The following is a 24,987-nucleotide window of genomic DNA, read 5'->3' on the forward strand; positions in this document are numbered from 1 at the left end:
GGGCAAACCCTGATTCAGTTCGGCACCACTTCGCCGGTGGGACGCGGGGTCTCCAGCGTTTCGGCGGGCAGGACCGGATAGACCACCTCGGGCATTTCGCCGGTGAGCGACCCGAGGAAGGCGACGATCTTGTCGACTTCGGGCTCCGTGAGTTCGGTCCCAAGTTGCGAGGTGCCCATGATGGCAACCGCGACCTCAAGATCCCAGACCTTGCCGGAGTGGAAATAGGGTGCGGTCTGATCGATGTTGCGCAGCGGTGCGGCGCGGAACACGTAGGAATCGTCGGCAGTCTCGGTCACCTGGAAGCGGCCACGATCATCGGGCGGCAGCACGTCGGCACCGGGTTTTTCGATGAGACCGAAGGGGAAATACCCCGTCCCGCCGAGGTTCACGCCGTTGTGGCAGGAGGCACAGCCCTTGTCCATGAAGAGCGCGAGACCCTCTTTTTCCACGTCCGTCAGGGCGGCATCGTCGCCGTTCAGATAGGCATCGAAGGGTGCGGGAGTGATCAGGGTCGCTTCGTAGGCCTCGATCGCCTTGGCGAAATTATCGAAGGTGACCGGGTCTTCCTCACCCGGGAAGGACGCTTTGAACCAGTCCTGATACTGCGGCATGGAGTTCAACGTGGCGATCACATTGGCCGGTGTATTGGCCATCTCGACACCCGCCTGAACCGGCCCTTTGGCCTGCGCCTTGAGATCTTCGGCACGGCCATCCCAGAACTGGGCCTCGTTGAACACGGCGTTGAGCACGGTGGGCGAATTGCGCGGCCCCTTCTGCCAGCCGTGGCCGATGGAGGTGGGCATGTTGTCATCCCCGCCGGTGGCGAGGTTGTGGCAGGAGTTACACGAGAACACCCCCGACGCCGACATGCGCGGGTCGAAGAAAAGCGCCTTGCCGAGGTCGATCTTTTCGGGGGTAATGGGGTTGTCGGTCATCGCCGGCACGGTCGAAGGAACCGCCGCGAACATCGCAAGCGCATCATCGCGCAGTTCCGACGCCTGCGCCGCGGCACCGAGTGCGAGACAAGAGGCAGTACCGAGGGCAACTTTCCAGTTATGTGGCATAGAGGTAGTCTCCGATGTCAAAATCTCGCGCGTTAGAATCACTCTAAAGTACTCCGAGGCAGTGAACCCTGATCCATATCAAAATCAGAATATGAAGATGGCCAAAAACATCGTTCCGGTTTTCCGTCGCCGCGCGTCATTTTTGCCTCTTTTTGGGTTTTCTGACCGCCACGACTTGCCCGACCCTGCACATCGGCGCTAAGGCGCAGGCGATATGTGCGCACGGCACTGTTTCACTCAGATCTAGAACAAATTCCGAGAGTTGTTATGTCTCAGCCGAACCTGGCCCCGATCCCCGAATTGTATGTTTCCCACGAGTCCGCCCAGAAGCTGAAGGGCGAGGCTGCCGACCTGATCAGTTGGGACCTGAGCCCACGCCAGATCTGCGATCTGGAATTGTTGATGAACGGCGGGTTCAACCCGCTGAAAGGATTCCTCTCGGAAGAGGATTACAATGGCGTTGTCGAGAACATGCGCCTTGCCGACGGCACGCTTTGGCCGATGCCCATCACGCTGGATGTCTCGGAAAGTTTTGCCGAAGGCATCAAAACGGGACAGGATATTGCCCTGCGCGACCAAGAGGGCGTGATCCTTGCCACGATGACGGTGACAGATCGCTGGACACCGGACAAATCGCGCGAGGCCGAAAAGGTGTTTGGCGCCGATGACGAGGCACACCCGGCTGTGAACTACCTGCATAACTCCGCTGGCGCGGTTTACCTCGGCGGGCCGATCACCGGCATTCAACAGCCGGTGCATTACGATTTCCGCGCCCGTCGCGACACGCCCAACGAGTTGCGCGCCTATTTCCGCAAGCTGGGCTGGCGCAAGGTTGTGGCGTTCCAGACGCGCAACCCGCTTCACCGTGCGCACCAGGAGCTGACGTTCCGCGCCGCGAAAGAGGCCGAGGCCAACCTGCTGATCCACCCCGTCGTGGGCATGACCAAGCCGGGTGATGTGGACCACTTCACGCGCGTGCGCTGCTACGAGGCGGTGCTGGACAAATACCCCGGTTCGACGACCACGATGAGCTTGTTGAACCTAGCCATGCGCATGGCCGGCCCGCGCGAGGCGGTTTGGCACGGGTTGATCCGTAAGAACCACGGCTGCACGCATTTCATCGTGGGGCGTGACCATGCCGGCCCCGGCAAGAACAGCCAAGGCGAGGATTTCTACGGGCCTTATGATGCACAGGAATTGTTCCGCAAGCATCAGGACGAGATCGGCATCGAAATGGTCGACTTCAAACACATGGTCTATGTGCAGGAGCGCGCCCAGTACGAAGCCATCGACGAGATCGAAGACAAGGACGACGTCACGATCCTGAATATCTCGGGGACCGAATTGCGCCGCCGCTTGCGCGAAGGGTTGGAAGTGCCCGAGTGGTTCTCATTCCCCGAAGTCGTTTCGGAGTTGCGCCACCGCTATCCGCCGCGCAGCCAACAAGGCTTTACCGTGTTCTTCACGGGCTTTTCCGGCTCGGGCAAATCGACCATCGCCAACGCACTTTTGACCAAGCTCATGGAAATGGGGGGCCGTCCGGTGACGCTTCTGGATGGCGATATCGTGCGCAAGAACCTCAGTTCTGAACTGGGCTTCTCGAAAGAGCATCGTGACCTGAACATTCGCCGCATCGGTTATGTCGCGTCGGAGATCACCAAGAACGGCGGGATCGCGCTTTGTGCGCCGATCGCGCCCTATGCCGCGACCCGCCGGGCCGTGCGCGAGGAGATCGAACAATACGGCGCCTTCATCGAAGTGCATGTCGCCACCTCGATCGAGGAATGCGAGCGGCGTGACCGCAAGGGCCTGTACAAGCTGGCGCGGGAAGGCAAGATCAAGGAATTCACTGGGATTTCAGACCCTTACGACGTGCCTGCCGATCCCGAACTGCGGGTCGAGACCGAAGGCACCGAGGTGGACAACTGCGCGCATCAGGTGATCCTGAAGCTGGAACAGATGGGCCTGATCGCGGGCTGACCTGCTGGAACCGGCGGTGGGCCTTTGGGTCTGCCGTACCTTGAAATGCGCGGGCCGTCCTTGCCGGGGCGGCCCATTTTCGTTTAAGCGCGCGGGATGTACGCGATTTCGCTTACCTCTATTCCACCGCGCTTTGCGCGCATTGGCCCGGTTTTATCGGCGCTTCTGGCACAGCGGCCTGCGCCTGTGGCGGTCTACCTGTGTCTGCCGCGCAGTTATCGCCGCTTTCCCGGCCCGGTCACGCCCCCTGCCCTGCCCAGTGGTGTTGAACTGCTATGGTCCGGGGCAGACCTTGGCCCGGCGGGCAAGGCTTTGATTTCCGCACGGCATCTTCGCGGACAGGTGGATAGGTTGATCTATTGCGATGACGACTGGTTATATCCGCCCGGCTGGGCCGCGGCGCTGTTGGCGGACGCGGGCGATGGTGTGGCCAGCACGGGACAAGGGTTTTCCGTCAAGCGCTTGACGCGGCAAAGCCACGCCAAACCTGGGTTCACCGATATTGCACAAGGGTTTTCCGGGGTCTGCATTGATCCTGCGTGGCTATCGGGTGCGGAGATGGAGCCGCCCGAGGCCGCTTGGCCGGTGGATGATATCTGGCTGTCGGGACAGTTGGCGCGGCATGGCGTGGCAGTGCAGGAGGTAGCGCAGGCCCGCGCCAGTATTCGCCCCGCGTTTCAGGATCGCTACGCCTTGCAGAATGCGCATATCGCCGGACAAAACCGGCATGAGGCCAATATGGCCTGCATCGAGGCCCTGACCCAGCGTTATGGCCTGTGGCCTGCGGCCTCAAGGACTGCCCGAGCGGCGCGCCCATGAATATCGCCATAACCGGCAGCCGTTTCGCGGATCGCCTCCAAGGCTGGCAAACGCGCGTTATAATCCGCTTCTGACATGGATCGAAGCGCTTGCTGAATATCCGCAGCGCTTTCGCAAATTATCATTCCCGACGTATCGAAGTACTCTGCGATATTCGGACAGCCCCAGTAGATCGGCACGGTCTTGCACAGAAGGGCATCAATCAATTTCTCCGTGAAATAATCCCGCTCGCGGACGTTTTCGATCACCACGGAATAGCGATATGGCGCCAGCCCGTCGGATTTGGCCTTGAACCGCTGATACCCTCCCCCCATGACGTCGAGGGTGACCCCTTCTGCCTTGGCCCACTCCACGATCTCATGACGCAAGGCGTGGCCTTCAAGCTCGCGTTTGGCGGACGCTATGAGCGAGCACATCTTCGTCTTGGTGGTATCCAGATCGGGCCAGTTTGGCACCCAGGTACTACCGAAGGGAAAGAACGTTGCGTTGGGCAAGGTTTCACAAAGGCTTTCGTAGAAGGTCAGCACCCGGAAAAAAACGCCGGTGCGAGCGGCGCAGCAGGCGCACGTGTTTGCCGTGGATCGCCTGCGGCTCAAGGATCATCACCGAAACCTTGGCCCGCGTACCAAACCCCAGCCGCCAGTGAATCATGCCACGCATAAAAACGACCAGATGATCGTCAGGCTCCAGATCGCGCAGGCAGCGCCCCTTTAGACGCTCGGGCTGACCCAAGGGCCAGATCATGTCATCCAGGGGCAAGGCCCCCGGGGTCCAGCCCAGTTTGATACGATAAGGCAGGATCGCGACAGCGGGCTGAACTTTGGACATTGGGTGACTCCGGTGACCGACACCGGGTGATTAGGCGCTGTGCCCTGTCATGGCAAGCGCAAGAGGTGGCGCAGGTGCGCCACCTGTTTCATTTAGTGAACCGTCACCGGCTCCATATCGTTCTGGCGGGCCAGAACAAAGGCCAGCCGACGATCACGCACCAAGGCAAGGCGCTCGCCCTCGGCACTGTGCACCGCGTAAAGCGTTTCATTACCCATGGCCTGTTCACGAACGTCCTCGGGCAGATCGGCCACCTTGACCGCGCGCACATAGACGATGGGACGGCCCGTTTCGGCGCCGAAATCATATGGTGTCTGCATCTCGCTTACCCCTTGTTGATCTTGATTCTCTGCACCACGGTTTCGGGCTGTGCGCGGGTCAAATCCACGTGCAGCAGGCCGTTTTCCATGACCGCCTCGCCCACCTCGACGCCATCGGCCAGCACGAAAGAACGCTGGAACTGGCGCGCGGCGATACCACGGTGCAAGAATATCCGGTTGTCGCTGTCATCGGATTGACGGCCCCGGATCACCAGTTGCCGATCTTCGACAGTGATCGTCAGGTCATCCTCGGCAAAGCCGGCCACGGCCAGCGTGATACGATAGGAGTTTTCCGAGGTCTGCTCGATATTGAACGGCGGGTAACCTTCGTTGCCCGACTTTGCGCTGCGTTCCAGCATGCGCTCCAACTGCTCGAACCCCAGCATGTAGGGGTGCGACCCCAGCGTCATTTTGGTCATCGACACGTCCTTCACTTAAAGCGACAGTCCTTTGAAGGGCCCCGATTACGGCAACCCCACACCGCAAAATATGGGGGCTGACCAACGGCGGTGCAAGGGCTTTGCGAAATCGGGCGAATACAGTATCTTAGAGGGTATCCATGATAAGGAATCTTGAGCCATGAATGCTTTTGGCGATCTGTCGATGAAATCCGACGAGGTGTTGCATGTCGAACTGGAGGAATTCCGCCGCCAGCACCGCGATCTGGACGAGGCGATTACGGCGCTTGAAGAAAAAGGCGCGCGCGATCCACTGACCATCAAGCGGCTGAAACAGCAAAAACTGCGGCTCAAGGACATGATCGCCTATATCGAAGATCGACTGTATCCAGACATTATTGCGTAAGCGCCAGTGATGCGTATAGTGCGCCCTTCATTGCAAGGGGCATGACATATGGCAGAGATCCAAGTGGGCATTATCATGGGCAGCCAATCCGACTGGCCCACCATGCGCGAGGCCGCCAACATCCTTGATGAATTGGGCGTGGCCTATGAGGCCAAGATCGTCTCGGCCCACCGGACCCCGGACCGCCTGTGGGACTATGGGAAAACTGCCGCCAAACGCGGGTTGAAGGTGATCATCGCGGGGGCCGGTGGCGCGGCCCACCTGCCCGGCATGATGGCCAGCAAAACGCGCGTGCCCGTGGTGGGCGTGCCGGTACAAACCAAGGCGCTGTCGGGGGTCGACAGCCTTTATTCCATCGTGCAGATGCCCAAGGGCTTTCCGGTGGCCACCATGGCGATCGGTGCGGCGGGCGCGGCCAATGCGGGCCTGATGGCCGCTGGCATCCTCGCCACCCATGATGACGCGCTTGCTACCCGCCTCGACGCATGGCGCGAGGCGCTGTCCGCTTCCATTCCAGACGAGCCGCAAGATGACTGAACCACTGACCACCGGGGCCACCATCGGAATCTTGGGCGGCGGGCAACTGGGCCGGATGCTTTCGGTTGCGGCCTCCCGCCTGGGCTTCAAGACCTGTGTGTTCGAGCCGGGCGGCGATTGCCCCGCCAGCCACGTGTCCAACTTCCATTTCAAGGCCGCCTACGACGACGAAGAGGCGTTGCGCCGCTTTGCCAAAGCCGTGGACGTGGTAACCTATGAGTTCGAAAACATCCCCACCGCCGCGCTGGACCTCATCGAATCACTGGTGCCCGTGCGCCCGGGGCGCGAGGCGTTGCGCGTCAGCCAAGACCGCCTGACCGAAAAGGATTTCCTGTCGGGTCTGGGCCTGACCACCGCGCCCTATGCCGCGGTGACCACGCAGGAAGATCTGGAGGCGGCAATTGAAAAGATCGGCTTGCCCGCAATCCTGAAAACCCGGCGCTTTGGCTATGACGGCAAAGGGCAGGCGCGGATCATGCAGGCGGGCGATGCCGCCGCTGCGCTGGAGGATATGGCCGGGCAAGAAGCGATCCTTGAGGGGTTTGTCGACTTCAGCCACGAGGTCTCGGTGATCGGAGCACGCAGTGCCTGGGGCGATGTGGCCTGTTTCGATCCGGGCGGGAACGTCCACGAGGGAGGCATTCTGCGCACCACCACGGTGCCCGCACGCCTGAGCACCGCACAGCGCACCGATGCGGTGCTGATGGCGGGCAAAATCCTCAATGCGCTGGATTATGTGGGCGTCATGGGCGTGGAGCTTTTCGTAACGCCGCAAGGCTTGGTGGTGAACGAAATCGCCCCGCGCGTTCACAACTCGGGCCACTGGACACAGCAGGGCTGTACCGTGGACCAGTTCGAACAGCACATCCGCGCCGTGGCAGGCTGGCCGCTTGGTGATGGCAGCCGCTATGCCGACGTGGTGATGGAAAACCTGATCGGCGAGGATATGGAAAAGGTGCCGGGCATCGCGGAGGAGCGGGACGCCTCATTGCACCTTTACGGCAAGGCCGATGTGAAGCCGGGTCGCAAGATGGGCCATGTGAACCGCATCATTCGCCAGGGTTAACCTAGCCACAAAAAGCCGCGCCTTTGGCGCGACAGGATAAGCGCGCCTTCGCGCGCCGCATGGGGGCGCTGCCCCCACGTTGAAAATAGGATTTTCAACGCCCCCCGGAGTATTTTTGGAAAGATGAAGTGTGCGGAGCATACCGCTTCATCTTTCTGCAAATACTCCCGCCGGAGGCATCCGACAGCTTCAACACGTGCAGGCCTTGGGGTCAGGCCGCTTGCCCATCGGTGAATTGCAAACGGGCGAGCCGGGCGTAGAGGCCATCTTCTTTGACCAGATCCTCGTGGGTGCCTGTGGCCACGATGCGCCCCTCGTCCATGACCACGATACGGTCGGCCTTTTTCACCGTGGCGAGGCGGTGGGCGACGATGATGGTGGTGCGGGTTTGGGCCATGGCATCCACGGCCTCCTGCACCGCCCGTTCGCTTTCGGCGTCGAGGGCCGAGGTGGCTTCGTCCAGCAGGAGGACCGGCGCGTCGCGCAGGATGGCACGGGCAATGGCGATACGTTGCTTCTGCCCCCCCGAGAGCATCACGCCGCGTTCGCCGACGTAGCTGTCGTAACCGTCGGGCAGGGCCATGATGAAGTCATGGGCGGCGGCGGCGCGGGCGGCGGCCTCGACCTCGGCATCCGTGGCATCGAGACGACCGAAGCGGATATTCTCGCGCGCCGAGGCCGCGAAGATCACCGGGTCTTGCGGCACCAGGGACAGCGCCTTGCGGAACTCGCTGCGGGCCATGGTATCGAGCGGGACGCCATCGAGGGCGACCTGCCCGGCGTCGGGATCGTAGAAGCGTTGGATCAGTTGGATTACGCTGGTCTTGCCCGCGCCCGAGGGGCCGACGAGGGCCACGGTTTCGCCGGGGGCCACGGTCAGCGTGACATCGTCCAGTGCGGCGGTATCGGGCCGCGAGGGATAGGCAAAGCGCACGTGATCGAAGGTGATTTCGCCGCGCACCGGGCCGGGCAGCGGCGCGGGGCTGGCTGGGTCTTGCACCCGGTCGGTGGCGCGCAGGAGTTCCTGAAGGCGTTCGGTGGCCCCGGCGGCGCGTTGTAACTCGCCCCAGATTTCCGACAGGGCCGCGACGGCCCCGGCCACCATGACCGAGTAGATCACGAATTGCACCAGTGCACCGGCGCTCATATCCCCGGCGCGCACGTCGCGTGCGCCGATCCAGAGAACCCCCACCACGCCGGTAAAGACAAGGAAGATCACGATCATGGTCATGACGGCCCGGGTGGTGATCCGCCGCTTGGCGGAGTCATAGCTTTTCTCGGTCACATCGGCGAAACGCGCGCGGCTTTGTCTCTCGTGCGTGAAGGCCTGCACGGTTTGCACGCTCAGCAGCGCCTCGGAGGCATTGCCCGAGGAATTGGCGATCCAGTCTTGATTCTCGCGGCTGAGCTTGCGCAGGCGGCGGCCCAGCGTCAGGATCGGCACGATGATCAGCGGCACGATCAGCAGGACCATCCCCGTCAGCTTGGCCGAGGTGATCAGCATCAGGGCCAGTCCGCCGATGAAGATCAGCAGGTTGCGCAGGGCGATGGACACCGACGAGCCGATGACCGAGAGAATCAACGTGGTATCGGTGGTGATCCGGCTGAGGACTTCGCCGGTCATGATCTTTTCGAAGAAGGCGGGGCTCATGCCGATGACGCGATCGAAAACCGCCTTGCGGATATCGGCCACCACCCGTTCGCCAAGGAAGGTAACCAGCGCATAGCGCAGCGCCGTACCCACCGCCAGAAGCGCCGCGATCCCGAGAGCCGCCGAGAAATAAAGATCAAGGATGGCGCCATCCTCGGCGCCGAAGTTGTCGACCACCCGGCGCACCGCCATCGGCAGCATGAGCGAGACCGTCGCCGTCAGGATTAGCGCAAGCAGCGCCGCGACCATGAGCAGGCGATAGGGGCGCATGAAGGGCCAAAGCCCGGCAAGCGCGCCCAGTTCCCTGGATTTTTCACGATCTTCGGTTTCCGCGCCCGATGAGGCCCTGCGCACCATGTCCTGTTCCCTTTACACGTTTCGAGGATGGTTCTTGGCCGGGCCAGCGCCCGGGGTCAAGGGGACAGATTGGCCGCATACCTGTGAAACCGGGGGTAAGCTGGAGCGGGCAGCGGGAATCGAACCCGCACCAAGAGCTTGGAAGGCTCGTGTGATACCATTTCACCATGCCCGCTCAGGTATCCCGAGTCAGTATGTGATGCGCTTTACGGGGTCAAGACTGAACTCGGGGATTGCGGGGCATATCAATGACGGTCCGAGTGTGTCACAGTTGAGGCGCAACGCAACAGGGGGAGGTCAAGATGAGTATCCGCAAAACCAAGGGGCGCGGCACGCGCTATGACAGTATCTTGGACACGGTGGGCGATACGCCCTGTATCCGCCTGAACCGGATCGCGCCCAAGCATGTCGAGGTTTACGTGAAATTCGAGGCCTTCAATCCTGCGGGGTCGGTGAAGGACCGGCTGGCGCTCAATATCATCGAGGCAGCCGAGCGCGACGGACGGCTGGCACCCGGACAAACCGTGGTCGAGGCCACGTCGGGTAACACCGGCATTGGGCTTGCCATGGTCTGTGCCGCCAAGGGCTATCCGCTGGTGCTCACCATGGCCGAGAGTTTCTCGATAGAGCGGCGCAAGCTGATGCGCTTTCTGGGGGCCAAGGTGGTTCTGACGCCGAAGGAATTGAAGGGCTTCGGCATGTATAGCAAGGCCAAGGAGCTGGCCGAGGAAAACGGCTGGTTCCTGGCCAGTCAGTTCGAGACGGCGGATAATGCCGATATCCATGAGGCCACGACCGCCCGCGAGATCCTTGGCGATTTCGCAGGCGAGCGGCTGGATTACTGGGTGACGGGTTATGGCACGGGCGGCACGGTGTCGGGGGTGGCGCGGGTGCTACGGCAAGAACGGCCCGAAACCAGGATCATCCTGAGCGAGCCGGCCAATGCCGCGATCGTCGGCTCGGGCTATGTGAACACCCGCAACGGGGCGCATCAGACCACCGAAAGCCACCCGAATTTCGAACCGCACCCGATCCAGGGCTGGACCCCGGATTTCATTCCGTGGGTTTTGCAGGAGGCGATTGACGAGGGCTATTACGACGCGTTGATCCCGGTCGAAGGCCCCGATGGCATCGCATGGTCCCGCCGCCTTGCCCGTGAAGAGGGGATATTCACCGGGATTTCCGGCGGCGCCACCGTGGCGGTAGCGATGCAACTGGCCGAAACCGCGCCCGACGGGTCGGTGATGCTGGTCATGCTGCCCGATACCGGAGAGCGGTATCTATCGACGCCGCTTTTCGAAGGGGTCGAGGAGGTCATGACCGAGGAAGAACAGGCCATTTCCATGTCCACGCCCAGTGCCCAGATGGGCGAGGGGTGACGCGGTTTTCAGCCTCGAATTGTGCTGCGCACAATCCGACCGAAGCGAGGGGCGCTGCCCCTCGCGCTCCCCGGGGTATTTGGGCCAAGAAAAAGCGCTAAGGCGATGAAGGGGGTTTGACTTGCGCTGAGGCGGTCAGGCCCATTTGCGCCAATGTCAGACTGGCCTCATCGCTCAGGACGTGCCACAGCGCGCGCAGGCCCGCTTCGCCGCCGGCGGCGATGGCGAATTGCAGGATACGACCGAAGAATGTGAAATCGGCGCCGCAGGACAGCGCCTTGATCGCGTCTTCGCCGCTGCGCAACCCACTGTCGTAGAAAAGGGGGAATTCGGGGCCAAGGGCCGCGCGGATGGCTTGCAGGGCGTGGATTGGCACCGGCGCGCTGTCCAGTTGCCGCGCCCCGTGGGAGGAGACCTGTATCGCATCGACACCCGCAGCCTTGAGGCGTTCTGCGTCCTCGGCATCCAGCACCCCCTTGACCACCAGCCGCCCCTTCCAACGGTCGCGCAGGCGGTCAAGGTAGGACCAGTCGGCCGACCCACGGCTATCGGTGCGGTCGAATTTGTCGGCGGTGGTGAAGTTGGCCAGTTGCGGGCGGCCATGCAGGAGGGTCGACAGCGACCAGCGCGGATGCAGGGCGAAATCCATGAACTGCCTTGGGCCGATACGAAAGGGCATCTTGAACCCATGGCGCAGTTCCCGCGGGCGGCGACCCACCTCGGGGACATCGAGGGTCAGGACAAGGGTGTCATAGCCCGCCGCCTCGGCCCGGTCCACGAGCCGAAGCGCGGCGCTTCCATCGCCGCTGAAGTAAAGCTGGAACCAGGCGTGGCCTTGGGCCACCTCGATCATGCGCTCCAGTGGGGTGGAGGCCACGGTGGAGACGCCAAGCGGCACTTGATAATCGGCGGCCAGCCGGGCCAGCATCAGATCGGCACCGGGGCCGGACAGGTTGCACATCCCCATGGGGGCGATGCCGAACGGGCGCTGTGCGACACGGCCGAAAACCGGTTTGGCAAGGCTGCGCTCGCTGACATTCACCAGAACGCGGGTGCGCAGGCGGATGTCTTGCAGCGCCGTTCGCGCCAGTGCGGCGCCGTGTTCCTCGCCCGCCGCGCCGTCGATGTAGTCAAAGACCATCCACGGCAGACGGCGACGGGCCAACCTGCGGGCGTCGCCGCTGCAATGAATCCGCGATGCGCCCATGCTGCGTCAGCGCAGGACATGCACCGCGCAAGAGGCATGGCGCACCACCCGCGCGGCTGTGGAGCCGAGCAAAAAGTCACTTAGCTCCGGTTTGTGTGAGCCAACAACGATGCAATCTGCCCCGACCTTTTTCGCGTAATCGGTGATTGCCCGGCCTGAATGCCCGTTCAAAAGCACGGCTTTCACGCCTTCCTCGCCTTTTACCCGATCTTCGAGGCGGGCCTTCGCGTTCTTTTGCGCCCCTTCCAGAAGATCGTCGTCCATATAGGCGCGCACCGAGGAGTTGGGTTGTTCATAAACGTGGACGGCAATGATCTCCGCTCCGTCATCGGCCAGCTTGCGGGCCACGCCGATGGCGGTTTCACTGATGCCGTGGTCAAGCGACAGGCCGACAATGATCTTGGAATACATGGGAGCTACCTTTCGTCAGGGGGTCAGTATGATCTTGGGACTAGCTACCATACCGGCACGGATATCGGCAAAGCTTTTGGCGCCATCGGCCAAAGCACGGGACTCGAACCAGTCGAGCCGGCCAAGGCGGCCCTCGAAGATGGCCTGCGCCGTGTCTTGGAAATCCTGCGCGGTATAGGTGTAGGTCCCGATGAAAGTCACCTCTTGCAGGGTCATGCGGCGAATATCCAAACCGCCCGTGGCCTGCCCCAACCCGATATGGCCGATCACGCCACCCGGGCGCACGAGGGCCGAGGCCTGCGCGCGGGTGGCCTCATGGCCCACGCCGTCGATCACGATGTCATAGTCGGCACCGGGGACTTGGTCGGGGGCCACGGCAGGGAAATCGCAATTGAGCTCAAGAAAGCGGCGGCGCGGCGCGTTGGGCTCGGCGATCAGCACTTCATTCACGCCCCGCGCTTTCAGGCTGAGTGCCGCGCCCACTCCGATGGCCCCACCACCCAGAACAAGCGCGCGCTCGGCCCTGCCCAGCACCGCCAGCGACAGGCGCACCGCGTGCCAGCCACAAGCGATGGGTTCGGCCAAGGCCGCCTTGGACAGCGGCACATTGTCAGGCACCGGCACGAGGTTGCCACCGGGCATGGCCAGCAGTTCGGCAAAGGCCCCCTCGCGCGGCGGCATCGAGATGATCTGCCGTGCGGGGCAAAGATTGTCCTGCCCATTCAGGCATGCCCGGCAAGCACCACAAGTGACCAGCGGGTTGATCGTCACCCGTTGCCCATCGCGTGGCCCGCCGGTGATCACACCCGCCGCCTCGTGGCCAAGGATCAAGGGCGCGGGGCGGCGCGCGTCATGGCCCAGATAGGCATGCATGTCCGATCCGCAAATGCCGACGCTATCCACGCGGATCAGTTCCTCCCCCGCTTGTGGCACGGCATCTGGCACATCGCGACAATCCAACTCTTTGGGGCCGGTATAAACAAGCGCCTTCATTTCGCGGTGAACCCCCCATCCACCATCAGGATTTGCCCTGTCACGTAATCCGATGCCCTAGAGCACAGGAACAGAACCGGCCCGTCTAGATCTTCGATCTCGCCGTTTCGCCCGATGCAGGTGGCCGCAGCGTTGCGCGCGGCGCGCTCGGGGTCGTTGAATACCGTTGCGGTCAACTCCGTTCGGAAGAACCCCGGACCGATGGCATTGGCGGTGATCCCGTAGGGCGACCAGGCTTCGGCCATGGCGCGTGTCAGTTGCGCGATGCCCCCCTTGCTGGCCCCGTAGGCGATGCCCCCCGGAAAGGCGCGGGTGCTTTGCAGCGAGGCGAAATTCACGATCCGGCCCCAGCCTTTGTCTTTCATCGCGGGCACCAATTGCTGGCTGAGGAAAAAGGGCATGGTGAGGTTCAGCTCCAACGTGCTGTCCCAGCCGCCTTCGGTCACCTCGTCGGCCATCTCCCGGGTATTCACCCCGGCGGCATGGATCACGATATCGGGCGCACCGAAAGGCGCGCAGACATCCGCAACCAGATCATGCAGGCCCTCGCGGTCGCCGACATCGCGCGCGACAGCAGCGGTGTCGCCCCCCGCCTCCTTGCGCCACTCCTCAAGCGCCTCGGCACGGCGGGCCACGCCCACCACCTGCGCCCCCGCCTGTGCAAGGACCGTGGCCGCGCGACGGCCCAAGCCGCCGCTGGCCCCGGTGACGCAGGCCACTTTACCCGCAACGTCGAAAAGTCCCGGCTCAGCCATTGGCGCTAAGGTCGAAGTTCTGGCCCGGGAAATACTTGCGCAGGCGAATGTCAGCGGTGCGCGCATGGCCTTCCATGCCTTCAAGCCGGGAAATCCGCGCGGTGGCTTCGGCCACGGGCTTGCACCCTTCCTTGGTGGCGCGCTGCCACGTGACGATCTTCATGTACTTGTGCACACTGAGGCCCCCGGTATAGCGCGCCGCCCCCGAGGTGGGCAAAACATGGTTGGTGCCGCTGGCCTTGTCGCCAAAGGCCACGGTGGTTTCTTCGCCCAAGAACAACGAGCCATAGCAGGACAACCGCCCAAGCCACCACTCCAGATCCTCGGCCTGTACGGTCAGGTGCTCGGGCGCATACTCATCCGAAGTCGCCGCCATCTCCTCGCGATTGTCGCACAGGATCACCTCGGCATAATCGCGCCACGCGGCGCGGGCGTTGTCGCGGTTCACCTCGGGCAGATCCTCGATCAGTTCCGGCACCAGTTCCATCACCCGCTCGGCCAAGGCATGGTCATCGGTCACCAGCCAGACGGGCGAGTTATAGCCATGCTCGGCCTGCCCCACCAGATCGGTGGCCACGACCTCGGGATCGGCGGTCTCGTCGGCGAGGATCAGGCTGTCGGTCGGGCCGGCGATCATGTCGATCCCCACGCGGCCAAACAGGATTCGCTTGGCCTCGGCCACGAACTGGTTGCCGGGGCCGACAAGGATATTGGCGGGCGGCAGGCCGAACAGGCCGAATGTCATGGCGGCCACGCCCTGCACCCCACCCATGGCCAGAATCGTATCGGCCCCGCACAGATCGGCGGCATAGATGATGGCCGGGTTGATCCCCACGCCGGGGCGCGGCGGGGAACAGGCCACGATATGTTCACAGCCCGCAACCTTGGCGGTGGTCACGGTCATGATGGCGCTGGCGATATGGCTATACCGCCCGCCCGGCACGTAACAGCCCGCCCCCTTGACAGGGATGCTTTTCTGCCCGGCGATCAGGCCCGGCACCACCTCGACCTCGATATTACGCAGGGTTTCCTTCTGCGCCTCGGCAAAGCGGCGCACGTTGTCATGGGCGAACTCAATGTCATCGCGCAGCTTTTGAGGCACCAAATCCTTGGCCGCCTCGATCTCTTCTCGGGTGAGTATCACGTTGCCTTCGTACTGGTCGAACTTGGTAGCATATTCCAAGGCCTTCGCATCGCCGCCCTTTTCGATGTCGTCCAGAATGCCCTGTACCGTTTCGTGCACATCCGATGCGCCGGATTGCGAGGTCAGCGTTGCTTTCTTGAGGTACTCTCGAGCCATGGATCCGTCCTGTTCGCAAGGGGCGGGGCGCGGCCCCGGATTCGCGATAAATGTAAGCGCTTACAACTTCTCATGCAAGCGCTTACATCCTATGATGCACACCCATCGACCCACCTTGCACGCGTGCCCTTGAAAAACCGGACAAATGACCAAAAACCCAGACCCTGCCAGCAAACCCCTACCCACCCTCGCCGATGTCGCCAGCCGCGCGGGGGTCTCGACGGCAACGGTCTCGCGCTGCCTGAACGCGCCGGCCCAAGTGGTGGAAGAGACCCGCAAACGGGTCCTGCAAGCGGTACAGGACTTGGGGTATTCCCCGAATTTCGGGGCGCGCGCACTGGCGGCCAAACGGACCAACACGGTTGGCGCGGTGATACCCACAATGGACAACGCGATTTTCGCCCGCGGCCTTCAGGCCTTTCAGGAGGAACTGGGCCGCAATGGGATCACGATGTTGGTGGCCTCCTCGGCCTATCGCCCCGAATTGGAGGCCGAGCAAATCCGCGCGCTGGTCGCGCGCGGGGCCGATGCCCTTTTGCTGATCGGCCATGACCGCGACCCCGCGATTTACCGTTTTCTGGAGGCCCGGGGGGTGCCAGCCCTGATTGCATGGGCCTATGACGAAACCGCCGGGAAACCCTCGATCGGGTTCGACAATCGCCGCGCCATGGCCGGGTTGGCCGCGCAGGTCATCGCGCAAGGCCACACACGGCTTGCCGCGATCAGTGCGGAGCAGGCCTGCAATGACCGCGCGCGCGAACGCATGAACGGTGTGCGTGAGGCGATGCAGGCGGCGGGGCTGCCACCCGAGGGCCTGCACCTGATCGAGGTACCCTATTCCGTGGACCACGGGGCCGAGGCCATGGGGCAGCTCATGGCCCTGTCACCACGCCCGACCGCCGTGATCTGCGGAAATGACGTACTGGCCGTGGGCGCAATGCAAAAGGCGCAAGAGATGGGCCTTGACGTCCCGCGCGATGTCTCGGTCACCGGCTTTGACGACATTGAACTGGCCCGCGTTGTCACCCCGCAGCTGACAACCGTGCATGTCCCCCATCGCGACATGGGCCGCCAAGCGGCCCAGCTCTTGAAGCAGATGATCGGCGGCACGCCCATGGCGCAAAGCGTAGCCCTGCAAACCGAACTGCGCCTGCGTGGCACGCTTGGACCGCCCCCGGGGTAACCCTGCGGTTCAGGCCCATTTCAAGAAACGCAGGATCTCGGCGCTGACCTGCTTGGCATGGGTCATCGGCGCCATGTGGCCCGCGCCCGCGATCACGGCGCGTTCCGCGCGCGGCAGGCGTCTGGCCAGCCCTTCGTTGATCGCCGGGATGATATCCGGGGATTGGTTGCCCTCCATCAGCAACACCGGCTGCGTCACACCGGCCAGAACACCGGGCGCCAACAAGCCGCCCACGTCCTCATACAGCGCAGGCTGGCCCGCTGCGATCAGGTACATCTGATCGGCCATCGCGGCACGATGCGCCCGCGGTATGTCCTGCCATGCCGTGCCATCCCCCCATAGGGCCGTAAAGGCCTCGGCCGCGGCCATATCGTCTCCGTTCTCAACGGCGCGGGCATACCCGCCCATGGCCAGATCGAACCGCGCCTTTGCCGTTGGATCATCCGCGAAGGCCACTGCAAAGAACACCGGCTCGATCAAAACAAGCGAGCGCACCAGGTCAGGCCGCATCACCGCCAGTCGCAAGGCCACCGTCGCCCCGAAGGAATGGCCGATCAGGTCACGCGCGCCGCCCTCGCAGAAGGTCGCGGCAATCTTCGCCGTCTCTTCCTGTATCTCGCCCTCGCCCTGCCACGGCGCGCTGCGCCCATGGCCCGGCATGTCGAAGGCCGTCAGGGTCAGCGCGCCTGAAAGATGCCGCGCGATCCCCCCCCAACTGCCCGAATGGGACAGCGAACAATGGATTGCCAGCGCCGCACGCGGCCCCTGCCCGAAGGTCGTCCAATGGGTGTCATAGCCCGCCCGGCTGGCCCTCGGCATCACTCAAAGCTTACCCTGCAAATGCAGGTCCAGATCCTCAAGCCGGTCCTGCCCCCAGAAACTTTGCCCGCTGTCCACCACGTAAAACGGCGCGCCGAATACATTGGCCGCCACCGCGTCCTCCAGATTGGCGGCATAGGTTTCGGCCCCGGTCAGAAGGCCACTGACAGTCAACCCCGGATCGAAGCCCGCCTTTTCCAAACAGTCCTTGATCACCTCGTCCTCGGCGATGTCCCGCTCTTCGGCCCAGCAGGCGCGCAAAATGGAATGCACCAAGGCCCCCAAGTCACCACCCCCGGCATTCTGGGCCGCGATGATGGCATAAGACGACGGCGCGGCATTGGTCGGCCAATGCGCCGGTTGCAGGTTAAACGTCATTCCGGCCTTCCTCGCCTGACGGGGCAGCTCCTGTGCGCGATAGGCAAGCCGGGCCGGATGCCGTTCGGACGGATGCTGCCCACCGGTACGCGTAAAAAGAGCCAGAATATCCATCGGCTTGTAGGTCACGCTGGCACCGTGTTTCGCCGCGATGTCTTCCAGGCGAGTGCCAGCCAGATAAGCATACGGCGACAGCGTCGAAAAATAATACTCAATCTGCGCCATTTTCGCGCCCTCTCCCTTTGCACAGCTTTGCCCGACGCTACGCCCATGCTAAGCGAAGTTCAACGTTACGAATCTGTCATACCAGACCAGCCAGGACCCGCTGCCATGCCCACGACCTCCGAACCCAAACTCATCACCGGCAATGCCAACAAACCTCTGTCGCAGGCGATCGCGCGGCGCATGTCCATGCATCGCGGCGTCAATGTGGGGCTGGTCGATGCCCGGGTCGAACGCTTCAACGATCAGGAAATCTTCGTCGAGGTTTACGAGAACGTCCGCGGTGAGGATATGTTCATCGTTCAACCCACATCGAACCCGGCCAACGACAACCTGATGGAATTGCTGATCATGGCCGATGCGCTGCGCCGGTCCTCGGCCAAGCGGATCACCGCCGTGATCCCCTATTTCGGGTATGCCCGGCAGGATCGCCGCTCCAAGGCGCGTACGCCCATTTCGGCCAAGCTGGTGGCGAACATGATCGTCGAGGCGGGTATCGAAAGGGTCCTGACAATGGACCTCCACGCCACGCAGATTCAGGGCTTTTTCGATATTCCGGTCGACAACCTCTATGCCGCGCCGGTCTTTGCACTGGACATCATGACCCAGTTCAAGGGCGAGATGGAGGACGTCATGGTGGTGTCCCCCGACGTGGGCGGTGTGGCCCGCGCCCGCGAACTGGCCAAGCGGATCGAAGCCCCCCTGTCGATTGTCGACAAACGCCGCGAAAAAGCAGGGGAAGTCGCCGAGATGACCGTCATCGGTGATGTCTCGGGCAAGAAGTGCATCATCGTCGATGACATCTGCGACACCGCCGGAACGCTATGCAAAGCCGCGCAGGTGCTACTGGACAATGGCGCCTCCGAAGTACACGCCTATATCACGCACGGGGTTCTTTCCGGCCCGGCGGTCGAACGGATCACCAACTCGGTCATGAAATCGCTGGTCATCACCGATACCATCGCCGCGACCGAACCTGTGAAAGCCGCCCCCAATATCCGCATCATCCCCACCGCGCCGGTCTTTGCGCAGGCGATCATGAACATCTGGCACGGCACCAGCGTGTCGTCGCTGTTCGAAACCCCGACGCTGGAACCGATTTACGAAGGCCAGTTCGGCCACTGAGGATGCACGACCTGCCCCGGGCTTGCCCCGGGGCCTCTTGGAGGGGGTAATGATATCAGGCCCAGCCCCTAGTACACGTCCTGCCAGTCGTCCTCGTGAAACACCTCACCGATCGCCATCCAGCGGATGCGCGCCCGGGCCACCCGGGTATCGGCCCATGTGCGAAAGACCACGTCAAACCCCTTTTCCGTGACCTTCTCGGCGGTCACATCGGCACGCACATTGGTGGCGCTGTCCATGTCCCACATCGACAGCGAAACATGCACCACGGGCGGGCTTTTGAAGGCCTCGCGAAATGTCAGGCTATGGCGACGCTCGCGCGATCCGCTGCCGGTCCACATCTCGCCGCCGTCCTCGTAATCCGAGAACAACACGTCATCGCCCTGTGCCACACCGATGTATTTACTTTCCAGATGGCGCATCATGCTCCGTCCCTTCCCCAAGATGCGTGTAATACGAGTTTTGGGCGGAATTGAGAACCAAAAAAGGAAAAGGGCCCGCTAGGGCCCTTTGAACTCTCATACCGGTTTTGACCGCGGATCAGTTGGCCGATAGACCGATATGATCCCCCATGGCCACCATGTCGGCCAAAAGCTTGGCGGCGTCATCCACCGGGCCCGGCTCGTTGACATAGACCTCTTGCGCCTTGGCAAGCTTGTCGGTCGCTTCGTCCACCAGCGCCTTGAAATGCTCTTGCGTGACATCTTCGCGCGCAATCGCCTTCTCGGCCAGAACCGAGATGCCGTCGGCATTGATCTCGGCAAAGCCGCCGGTGACAACGTAATCCGCCTCGCCTTCGGCGCTGACAACCTTGAGGATGCCGGGCCGCAGGGTGGTGATCAGGGGCGAATGATCGGGCATTGCCGTCATGTCGCCCTCGGCACCGGGAATACGCACCTCTTTCGCCGCGACGGATGTCAGCAGGCGTTCGGGGCTTACCAGATCGAATTGGACTGTATCAGCCATTCATTGATCTCCTTCAGGAGTTAACCTCCCGCCCAAGGGACGGGAGGCGCTAGGGCTTAGGCCGCGTCGGCAGCCATCTTCTCGGCTTTGGCTTTCACCTCTTCGATGCCGCCCACCATGTAGAAGGCGCCTTCGGGCAGGTGGTCGTATTCACCGGCCACAACCGCCTTGAACGATTTGATGGTGTCTTCCAGCGGAACCTGCACACCGTCCGAGCCGGTAAACACTTTCGCCACGTCGAAGGGCTGCGACAGGAAGCGCTGGATCTTACGGGCACGGGCCACGGTAAGTTTGTCCTCTTCGCTGAGTTCGTCCATACCCAGAATGGCGATGATGTCCTGAAGCGACTTGTAGCGCTGCAGGATACCCTGAACGTCACGCGCCACTTGGTAGTGCTCTTCACCAACGATCGACGGGTCCATCAGACGCGAGGTCGAGTCGAGCGGGTCCACGGCCGGGTAGATACCCAGCTCCGAAATCGCACGGCTCAGAACGGTCGTGGCGTCGAGGTGGGCAAAGGTGGTTGCCGGTGCCGGGTCGGTCAGGTCGTCCGCCGGAACATAGACAGCCTGGATCGAGGTGATCGACCCCTGCTTGGTCGAGGTAATCCGTTCCTGCATCGCCCCCATGTCGGTGGCCAGCGTCGGCTGATACCCCACAGCCGAGGGGATACGGCCGAGCAGAGCCGACACCTCGGAGCCCGCCTGCGTAAAGCGGAAGATGTTATCGACGAAGAACAGAACGTCGGTACCGGATTGGTCGCGGAACTGTTCGGCCAGCGTCAGGCCGGTCAGGGCCACACGGGCACGTGCCCCCGGCGGTTCGTTCATCTGGCCGTAAACCAGCGCCACCTGGGATTCTTCCAGGTTATCGGGGTTGATCACGTTGGATTCGATCATCTCGTGGTAAAGGTCGTTGCCCTCACGGGTCCGTTCCCCCACACCCGCGAACACCGAGTAGCCCGAGTGCACCTTCGCGATGTTGTTGATCAGCTCCATGATCAGAACGGTCTTGCCCACACCGGCACCACCGAAGAGACCAATTTTACCACCCTTGGCGTAGGGGGCCAGCAGGTCAACAACCTTGATGCCGGTCACAAGGATTTCCGACTCGGTCGATTGCTCGTTGAACTCGGGCGCGGGCTGGTGGATCGCGCGGGTTTCTTTCGCCTTGATCGGCGCGCCTTCGTCCACGGGCTCACCCACGACGTTCAGGATGCGGCCCAGGGTGGCGTCGCCCACCGGAACGCTGATCGGGGCGTCCATGTCGGTCACTTCCTGACCACGGACCAGACCTTCGGTCGCGTCCATGGCGATGGTGCGCACGGTGCTTTCCCCAAGGTGCTGTGCCACCTCGAGAACAAGGCGCTTGCCGTTGTTGTCGGTTTCAAGGGCATTCAGAATTTCGGGCAGGTGGTCGTCGAACTGAACGTCCACCACGGCGCCGATCACCTGAGTGACTTTGCCTTTTGCGTTTGCCATTGTTTCGTTTCTCCGGTTGTCGTCAGAGCGCCTCGGCGCCCGAAATGATTTCGATAAGCTCGTTGGTGATCACAGCCTGACGCGAACGGTTGTATTCGATCGTCAGCTTGTCGATCATCTCGCCGGCGTTGCGGGTGGCGTTGTCCATGGCGGACATCCGCGCGCCCTGTTCCGAGGCCCCGTTTTCCAGCAGACCGCTGAAAATCGCCGTCGCCACGCCGCGCGGCAGAAGATCGGCCAGAATGGCCTCTTCGTCCGGCTCGTAGTCGTACACGACACCGGCCTCGGGTGACTCTTGGGCGGCCTCTTCGTCCACCTGGAACGGGATCACCTGTTGCACGGTCGGGATCTGGCTCACGACGTTCTGGAACTTCGAGTAGAAGATCTTGGCAACGTCGAATTCGCCCTTGTCGAAGCGATCCAGCAGGTTCTTGGCCACCGCCTGTGCGTCGTCATAGCCGATGTTCTTCACACCGGACATGTCGACGTGGTCGATGAACAGGTCACCCAGATCACGCTTCAGGGCATCCCGGCCCTTCTTGCCGACGGTGATGATCTTCACCGTCTTGCCATGCGCCTTGAGCGATTCCGCCTCGGTGCGCGCCAGCTTGGCGATGTTCGAGTTGAAACCACCGCACAGGCCCCGCTCGGCGGTCATGACCACCAGCAGGTGCACCTTGTCCTCGCCAGTGCCCCGCAGAAGACGCGGCGCACTGTCGCTGTCCCCGACCGAGGCCGCCAGCTTCGCCATCACGGCGTTGAAGCGTTCGGCATAGGGGCGCGACATCTCGGCGGCCTCTTGCGCGCGGCGAAGTTTCGCCGCGGCAACCATTTGCATGGCCTTGGTGATCTTGCGGGTCGATTTGACCGACTCGATCCTGTTTTTAAGGTCCTTGAGAGAAGGCATGCCTTTTCTCCCTTATGCGAAGTCGGCGGCGAATTCGTCCAGCGCAGCCTTGATCTTGTCCTCGGCGTCACCTTTGACCTTGGGGTCGTCGTTGGTGATCCAGTCCAGCAGGTCCTGATGCTTGGACCGCAGGTGGTTCAGAAGACCTTCTTCAAAGCGGCCAACCTGGTTCACCTCGATATTGTCGAGGTAGCCATTGGTGCCCGCGTAGATGATGCAGACGATCTCGGCGTTTGTCAGCGGCGAATACTGCGGCTGTTTCATCAGTTCGGTCAGGCGCGCACCACGGTTCAGCAACTGCTGGGTGGCGGCGTCGAGGTCCGAACCGAACTGGGCGAAGGCCGCCATCTCGCGGTACTGGGCGAGCGACAGTTTCACCGGACCGGCGACCGATTTCATCGCGTTGGTCTGGGCCGACGAGCCCACACGAGACACCGACAGACCGGTGTTCACAGCCGGGCGGATACCTTGGTAGAACAGCTCGGTTTCAAGGAAGATCTGACCGTCGGTGATCGAAATCACGTTGGTCGGAATAAAGGCCGAAACGTCGCCACCTTGGGTTTCGATGATCGGCAGCGCGGTCAGCGAGCCCGACCCATTGTCTTCGTTCAGCTTGGCCGAACGCTCCAGCAGGCGGGAGTGGAGGTAGAACACGTCACCCGGGTAAGCTTCACGCCCCGGCGGACGACGCAGAAGCAGCGACATCTGACGATAGGCGACGGCCTGTTTCGACAGGTCATCGTATACGATCAGGGCGTGGCGGCCATTGTCGCGGAAATGCTCGGCCATGGCGGTTGCCGAATAGGGGGCAAGGAACTGCATCGGCGCGGGGTCCGAAGCGGTCGCGGCCACGACGATGGAGTATTCCATCGCGCCCGACTCTTCCAGCTTCTTCACCAGCTGCGCAACGGTCGAACGCTTTTGGCCAACCGCGACGTAAACGCAGTAAAGCTTCTTGTTCTCGTCGTCACCCGCGGCTTCGTTGTAGGTTTTCTGGTTCAGCATGGCGTCCAGAGCAACAGCCGTCTTACCGGTCTGGCGGTCGCCAATGATCAGCTCCCGCTGGCCACGGCCAATCGGGATCATCGCGTCAACCGATTTCAGGCCGGTGGCCATCGGCTCGTGAACCGATTTACGCGGGATGATGCCCGGCGCTTTCACATCGGCCACACCGCGGGTTTTCGTCTTGATCGGGCCCTTGCCGTCCAGCGGGTTACCCAGACCGTCCACAACGCGGCCCAGCAGTTCGTCACCCACGGGCACGTCCACGATCGACTTGGTACGTTTCACCGTGTCGCCTTCGCCGATTTCACGGTCCGAGCCGAAGATCACAACACCCACGTTGTCGGCTTCGAGGTTCAGGGCCATACCCATCACACCGCCGGGGAATTCGACAAGTTCACCGGCCTGCACATTGTCCAGACCGTGCACACGCGCGATACCGTCACCGACCGACAGAACCCGGCCAACTTCGGCCACTTCGGCGTCTTTGCCGTAGTTCTTGATCTGGTCCTTCAGGATCGCAGAAATCTCTGCAGCTTGGATACCCATTTATCCGACCTCTTTCATTGCATTCTGTAGGGAATCGAGGCGCGAGCGGATCGAGGTATCGATCATCTTCGAGCCCACCTTGACGACAAGACCGCCGATGAGACTTTCATCGACGGCCGCATTGATCTTCACATCCTTGCCAATACGCGCCTTCAGCGTCTTGGCCAGTTTCTCGGACTGCGCCTTGGTCAGCGCCTTGGCACTGGTCACGTCGGCAGTCACTTCACCCTTGTCCTCGGCGATCAGCGCGGTCAGCTGTTGCAGAAGCTGCGGCAGCACGAACAAGCGGCGCTTGTCGGCCATCACGGCCAGACCGTTCTGCAACGCCGGCTCCAGCTTGAGCTTCTGGCCGACAGCGGCCATCGCGGCGGCTTGTTCGGTCCGGCTCAGAACCGGGCTGGCGATCATGTCGCGCAGGTCCTCGCTCGCGTCGATCGCGGCGGCAAGGTCGGTGATGTTGGATTCGAGCTTGGCCACGGATTTGTCTTCCTTGGACAGCTCAAAAATAGCGGTGGCATAGCGCTCGGCGATGCCGGAGGAAATCGAAGCTGGTTCGGACACGTCCACCCTTCCGATGTCTGGCCCCGGTTTACAAAAGACGGCACAGGGCCGTCTTGCCGGGGGCGTTAACAAACGGCGTGACCCGGATCACACCGAAATTCGGCTGGGGTGTAGCAGAGCCTTGCACACCGGGCAAGACGCTTGAAAAAGATTGTATACCGTTGAATACCACGTGTTTTCAACAACTTGCCCAGCCTGCGACGCTTTGCACCTATTTTCCCGCTTGAAAAAGATGATGCCGGGACGGTTTTTTTGCGATTCCTTGGTGAAAAAGCCGGCAAATCGTTAACGCTATCACCTTCACGATGCCATCTGACCGG

General features: G+C 62.3%; 27 protein-coding genes and 1 tRNA gene. 8 read left to right on the forward strand and 20 right to left on the reverse strand.

Going from position 1 to position 24,987, the window contains the following annotated elements; translation table 11 throughout:
* Window positions 1-14 precede the first annotated feature (14 nt).
* The gene (locus FDP25_RS05365; RefSeq protein ID WP_154149656.1) at window positions 15-1,067 is read right to left on the reverse strand and encodes a cytochrome-c peroxidase; all 1,053 of its coding nucleotides are present in this window, start codon (window positions 1,065-1,067) and stop codon (window positions 15-17) included.
* Window positions 1,068-1,334: 267 nt separating this feature from the next.
* Between FDP25_RS05365 and FDP25_RS05370 the strand changes: the two genes are divergently transcribed.
* Together FDP25_RS05370 and FDP25_RS05375 are read left to right on the forward strand one after the other, a co-directional pair.
* The gene (locus FDP25_RS05370; protein ID WP_154149658.1) at window positions 1,335-3,047 is read left to right on the forward strand and encodes a bifunctional sulfate adenylyltransferase/adenylylsulfate kinase; all 1,713 of its coding nucleotides are present in this window, start codon (window positions 1,335-1,337) and stop codon (window positions 3,045-3,047) included.
* Between the two features lie 96 nt (window positions 3,048-3,143).
* Window positions 3,144-3,866: a hypothetical protein gene (locus tag FDP25_RS05375; RefSeq protein WP_154149660.1), complete on the forward strand. Its 723-nt coding sequence runs from the start codon at window positions 3,144-3,146 to the stop codon at window positions 3,864-3,866.
* Here the strand turns inward: FDP25_RS05375 and FDP25_RS17185 are convergent.
* From FDP25_RS17185 to FDP25_RS05390, 4 genes are all read right to left on the reverse strand, one after another.
* A complete protein-coding gene (locus tag FDP25_RS17185) occupies window positions 3,815-4,360 on the reverse strand; it encodes a glycosyltransferase family 10 domain-containing protein (protein ID WP_246175768.1) in 546 nt (181 codons plus the stop codon). The two genes, FDP25_RS05375 and FDP25_RS17185, sit on opposite strands and share 52 nt — an antisense overlap.
* Window positions 4,361-4,364: 4 nt before the next feature.
* A complete protein-coding gene (locus tag FDP25_RS17190) occupies window positions 4,365-4,694 on the reverse strand; it encodes a hypothetical protein (RefSeq protein ID WP_246175769.1) in 330 nt (109 codons plus the stop codon).
* Window positions 4,695-4,786: 92 nt separating this feature from the next.
* Window positions 4,787-5,014 carry a DUF1150 family protein gene (locus FDP25_RS05385; protein WP_154149663.1) on the reverse strand — a complete coding sequence of 76 codons (228 nt, stop codon included), beginning with the start codon at window positions 5,012-5,014 and terminating at the stop codon, window positions 4,787-4,789.
* Between the two features lie 5 nt (window positions 5,015-5,019).
* Complete coding sequence (locus FDP25_RS05390) at window positions 5,020-5,433, reverse strand: Hsp20 family protein (RefSeq protein ID WP_154149665.1); 414 nt, start codon at window positions 5,431-5,433, stop codon at window positions 5,020-5,022.
* 160 nt (window positions 5,434-5,593) lie between these two features.
* On the opposite strand from FDP25_RS05390, the gene FDP25_RS05395 reads away from it, so the two are divergent.
* From FDP25_RS05395 to FDP25_RS05405, 3 genes are read left to right on the forward strand one after another with little or no spacing between them, the layout of a single operon-like run.
* Window positions 5,594-5,818 (forward strand): YdcH family protein, encoded by a 225-nt coding sequence (locus FDP25_RS05395; RefSeq protein ID WP_154149667.1) that lies wholly within the window; start codon window positions 5,594-5,596, stop codon window positions 5,816-5,818.
* A gap of 48 nt (window positions 5,819-5,866) precedes the next feature.
* A complete protein-coding gene (gene purE / locus FDP25_RS05400; RefSeq protein WP_154149669.1) occupies window positions 5,867-6,355 on the forward strand; it encodes a 5-(carboxyamino)imidazole ribonucleotide mutase in 489 nt (162 codons plus the stop codon).
* Window positions 6,348-7,421, forward strand: a complete 1,074-nt coding sequence (locus FDP25_RS05405; protein ID WP_154149671.1) for a 5-(carboxyamino)imidazole ribonucleotide synthase — start codon at window positions 6,348-6,350, stop codon at window positions 7,419-7,421. Before purE ends, FDP25_RS05405 begins: the two co-directional genes overlap by 8 nt.
* A 211-nt stretch (window positions 7,422-7,632) precedes the next feature.
* Here the strand turns inward: FDP25_RS05405 and FDP25_RS05410 are convergent, their stop codons facing one another.
* Window positions 7,633-9,429 carry an ABC transporter transmembrane domain-containing protein gene (locus FDP25_RS05410; RefSeq protein WP_154149673.1) on the reverse strand — a complete coding sequence of 599 codons (1,797 nt, stop codon included), beginning with the start codon at window positions 9,427-9,429 and terminating at the stop codon, window positions 7,633-7,635.
* Between the two features lie 101 nt (window positions 9,430-9,530).
* A tRNA-Gly gene (locus FDP25_RS05415) sits at window positions 9,531-9,604 on the reverse strand.
* 127 nt (window positions 9,605-9,731) lie between these two features.
* Between FDP25_RS05415 and FDP25_RS05420 the strand changes: the two genes are divergently transcribed.
* Window positions 9,732-10,808: a PLP-dependent cysteine synthase family protein gene (locus FDP25_RS05420; RefSeq protein ID WP_154149675.1), complete on the forward strand. Its 1,077-nt coding sequence runs from the start codon at window positions 9,732-9,734 to the stop codon at window positions 10,806-10,808.
* A gap of 97 nt (window positions 10,809-10,905) precedes the next feature.
* Here FDP25_RS05420 and FDP25_RS05425 read toward each other — a convergent pair whose 3' ends face one another.
* From FDP25_RS05425 to hisD, 5 genes are read right to left on the reverse strand one after another with little or no spacing between them, the layout of a single operon-like run.
* Window positions 10,906-12,015, reverse strand: a complete 1,110-nt coding sequence (locus FDP25_RS05425) for an alpha-hydroxy acid oxidase (RefSeq protein ID WP_154149677.1) — start codon at window positions 12,013-12,015, stop codon at window positions 10,906-10,908.
* 6 nt (window positions 12,016-12,021) lie between these two features.
* Window positions 12,022-12,426, reverse strand: a complete 405-nt coding sequence (locus tag FDP25_RS05430) for a universal stress protein (RefSeq protein ID WP_154149679.1) — start codon at window positions 12,424-12,426, stop codon at window positions 12,022-12,024.
* Between the two features lie 15 nt (window positions 12,427-12,441).
* The gene (locus FDP25_RS05435) at window positions 12,442-13,419 is read right to left on the reverse strand and encodes an alcohol dehydrogenase catalytic domain-containing protein (protein ID WP_154149681.1); all 978 of its coding nucleotides are present in this window, start codon (window positions 13,417-13,419) and stop codon (window positions 12,442-12,444) included.
* Window positions 13,416-14,174, reverse strand: coding sequence for an SDR family NAD(P)-dependent oxidoreductase (locus FDP25_RS05440; protein ID WP_154149683.1), 759 nt, complete (start codon window positions 14,172-14,174; stop codon window positions 13,416-13,418). Before FDP25_RS05440 ends, FDP25_RS05435 begins: the two co-directional genes overlap by 4 nt.
* On the reverse strand, window positions 14,167-15,474 hold the full coding sequence (gene hisD, locus FDP25_RS05445; RefSeq protein ID WP_154149685.1) for a histidinol dehydrogenase: 1,308 nt from the start codon (window positions 15,472-15,474) through the stop codon (window positions 14,167-14,169). Before hisD ends, FDP25_RS05440 begins: the two co-directional genes overlap by 8 nt.
* A 145-nt stretch (window positions 15,475-15,619) precedes the next feature.
* On the opposite strand from hisD, the gene FDP25_RS05450 reads away from it, so the two are divergent.
* Window positions 15,620-16,657 (forward strand): LacI family DNA-binding transcriptional regulator, encoded by a 1,038-nt coding sequence (locus tag FDP25_RS05450; protein ID WP_154149687.1) that lies wholly within the window; start codon window positions 15,620-15,622, stop codon window positions 16,655-16,657.
* A gap of 9 nt (window positions 16,658-16,666) precedes the next feature.
* On the opposite strand, the gene FDP25_RS05455 is transcribed toward FDP25_RS05450, so the two are convergent.
* Together FDP25_RS05455 and FDP25_RS05460 are read right to left on the reverse strand one after the other, a co-directional pair.
* On the reverse strand, window positions 16,667-17,476 hold the full coding sequence (locus FDP25_RS05455) for an alpha/beta fold hydrolase (protein WP_154149689.1): 810 nt from the start codon (window positions 17,474-17,476) through the stop codon (window positions 16,667-16,669).
* Window positions 17,477-17,479: 3 nt separating this feature from the next.
* Window positions 17,480-18,079 (reverse strand): 2-hydroxychromene-2-carboxylate isomerase, encoded by a 600-nt coding sequence (locus FDP25_RS05460; protein ID WP_154149691.1) that lies wholly within the window; start codon window positions 18,077-18,079, stop codon window positions 17,480-17,482.
* 105 nt (window positions 18,080-18,184) lie between these two features.
* Here FDP25_RS05460 and FDP25_RS05465 point away from each other — a divergent pair, with 105 nt between their 5' ends.
* A complete protein-coding gene (locus FDP25_RS05465; RefSeq protein WP_154149693.1) occupies window positions 18,185-19,201 on the forward strand; it encodes a ribose-phosphate pyrophosphokinase in 1,017 nt (338 codons plus the stop codon).
* 68 nt (window positions 19,202-19,269) lie between these two features.
* On the opposite strand, the gene FDP25_RS05470 is transcribed toward FDP25_RS05465, so the two are convergent.
* The 6 genes from FDP25_RS05470 to FDP25_RS05495 all read right to left on the reverse strand — a co-directional run bounded on the left by FDP25_RS05470 (window position 19,270) and on the right by FDP25_RS05495 (window position 24,667).
* Window positions 19,270-19,623 carry an H-type lectin domain-containing protein gene (locus FDP25_RS05470; protein ID WP_154153144.1) on the reverse strand — a complete coding sequence of 118 codons (354 nt, stop codon included), beginning with the start codon at window positions 19,621-19,623 and terminating at the stop codon, window positions 19,270-19,272.
* 118 nt (window positions 19,624-19,741) lie between these two features.
* Window positions 19,742-20,167 carry a F0F1 ATP synthase subunit epsilon gene (locus FDP25_RS05475; protein WP_154149695.1) on the reverse strand — a complete coding sequence of 142 codons (426 nt, stop codon included), beginning with the start codon at window positions 20,165-20,167 and terminating at the stop codon, window positions 19,742-19,744.
* Window positions 20,168-20,223: 56 nt separating this feature from the next.
* The gene (gene atpD / locus FDP25_RS05480; RefSeq protein ID WP_154149697.1) at window positions 20,224-21,648 is read right to left on the reverse strand and encodes a F0F1 ATP synthase subunit beta; all 1,425 of its coding nucleotides are present in this window, start codon (window positions 21,646-21,648) and stop codon (window positions 20,224-20,226) included.
* A gap of 22 nt (window positions 21,649-21,670) precedes the next feature.
* Window positions 21,671-22,555 (reverse strand): F0F1 ATP synthase subunit gamma, encoded by an 885-nt coding sequence (locus FDP25_RS05485; RefSeq protein WP_154149699.1) that lies wholly within the window; start codon window positions 22,553-22,555, stop codon window positions 21,671-21,673.
* Between the two features lie 12 nt (window positions 22,556-22,567).
* Window positions 22,568-24,106 (reverse strand): F0F1 ATP synthase subunit alpha, encoded by a 1,539-nt coding sequence (gene atpA / locus FDP25_RS05490; RefSeq protein WP_154149701.1) that lies wholly within the window; start codon window positions 24,104-24,106, stop codon window positions 22,568-22,570.
* A complete protein-coding gene (locus FDP25_RS05495) occupies window positions 24,107-24,667 on the reverse strand; it encodes a F0F1 ATP synthase subunit delta (protein WP_343031964.1) in 561 nt (186 codons plus the stop codon).
* Between the last annotated feature and the right edge of the window lie 320 nt (window positions 24,668-24,987).

Source organism: Roseovarius bejariae, assembly GCF_009669325.1.
Classification (GTDB): domain Bacteria; phylum Pseudomonadota; class Alphaproteobacteria; order Rhodobacterales; family Rhodobacteraceae; genus Roseovarius; species Roseovarius bejariae.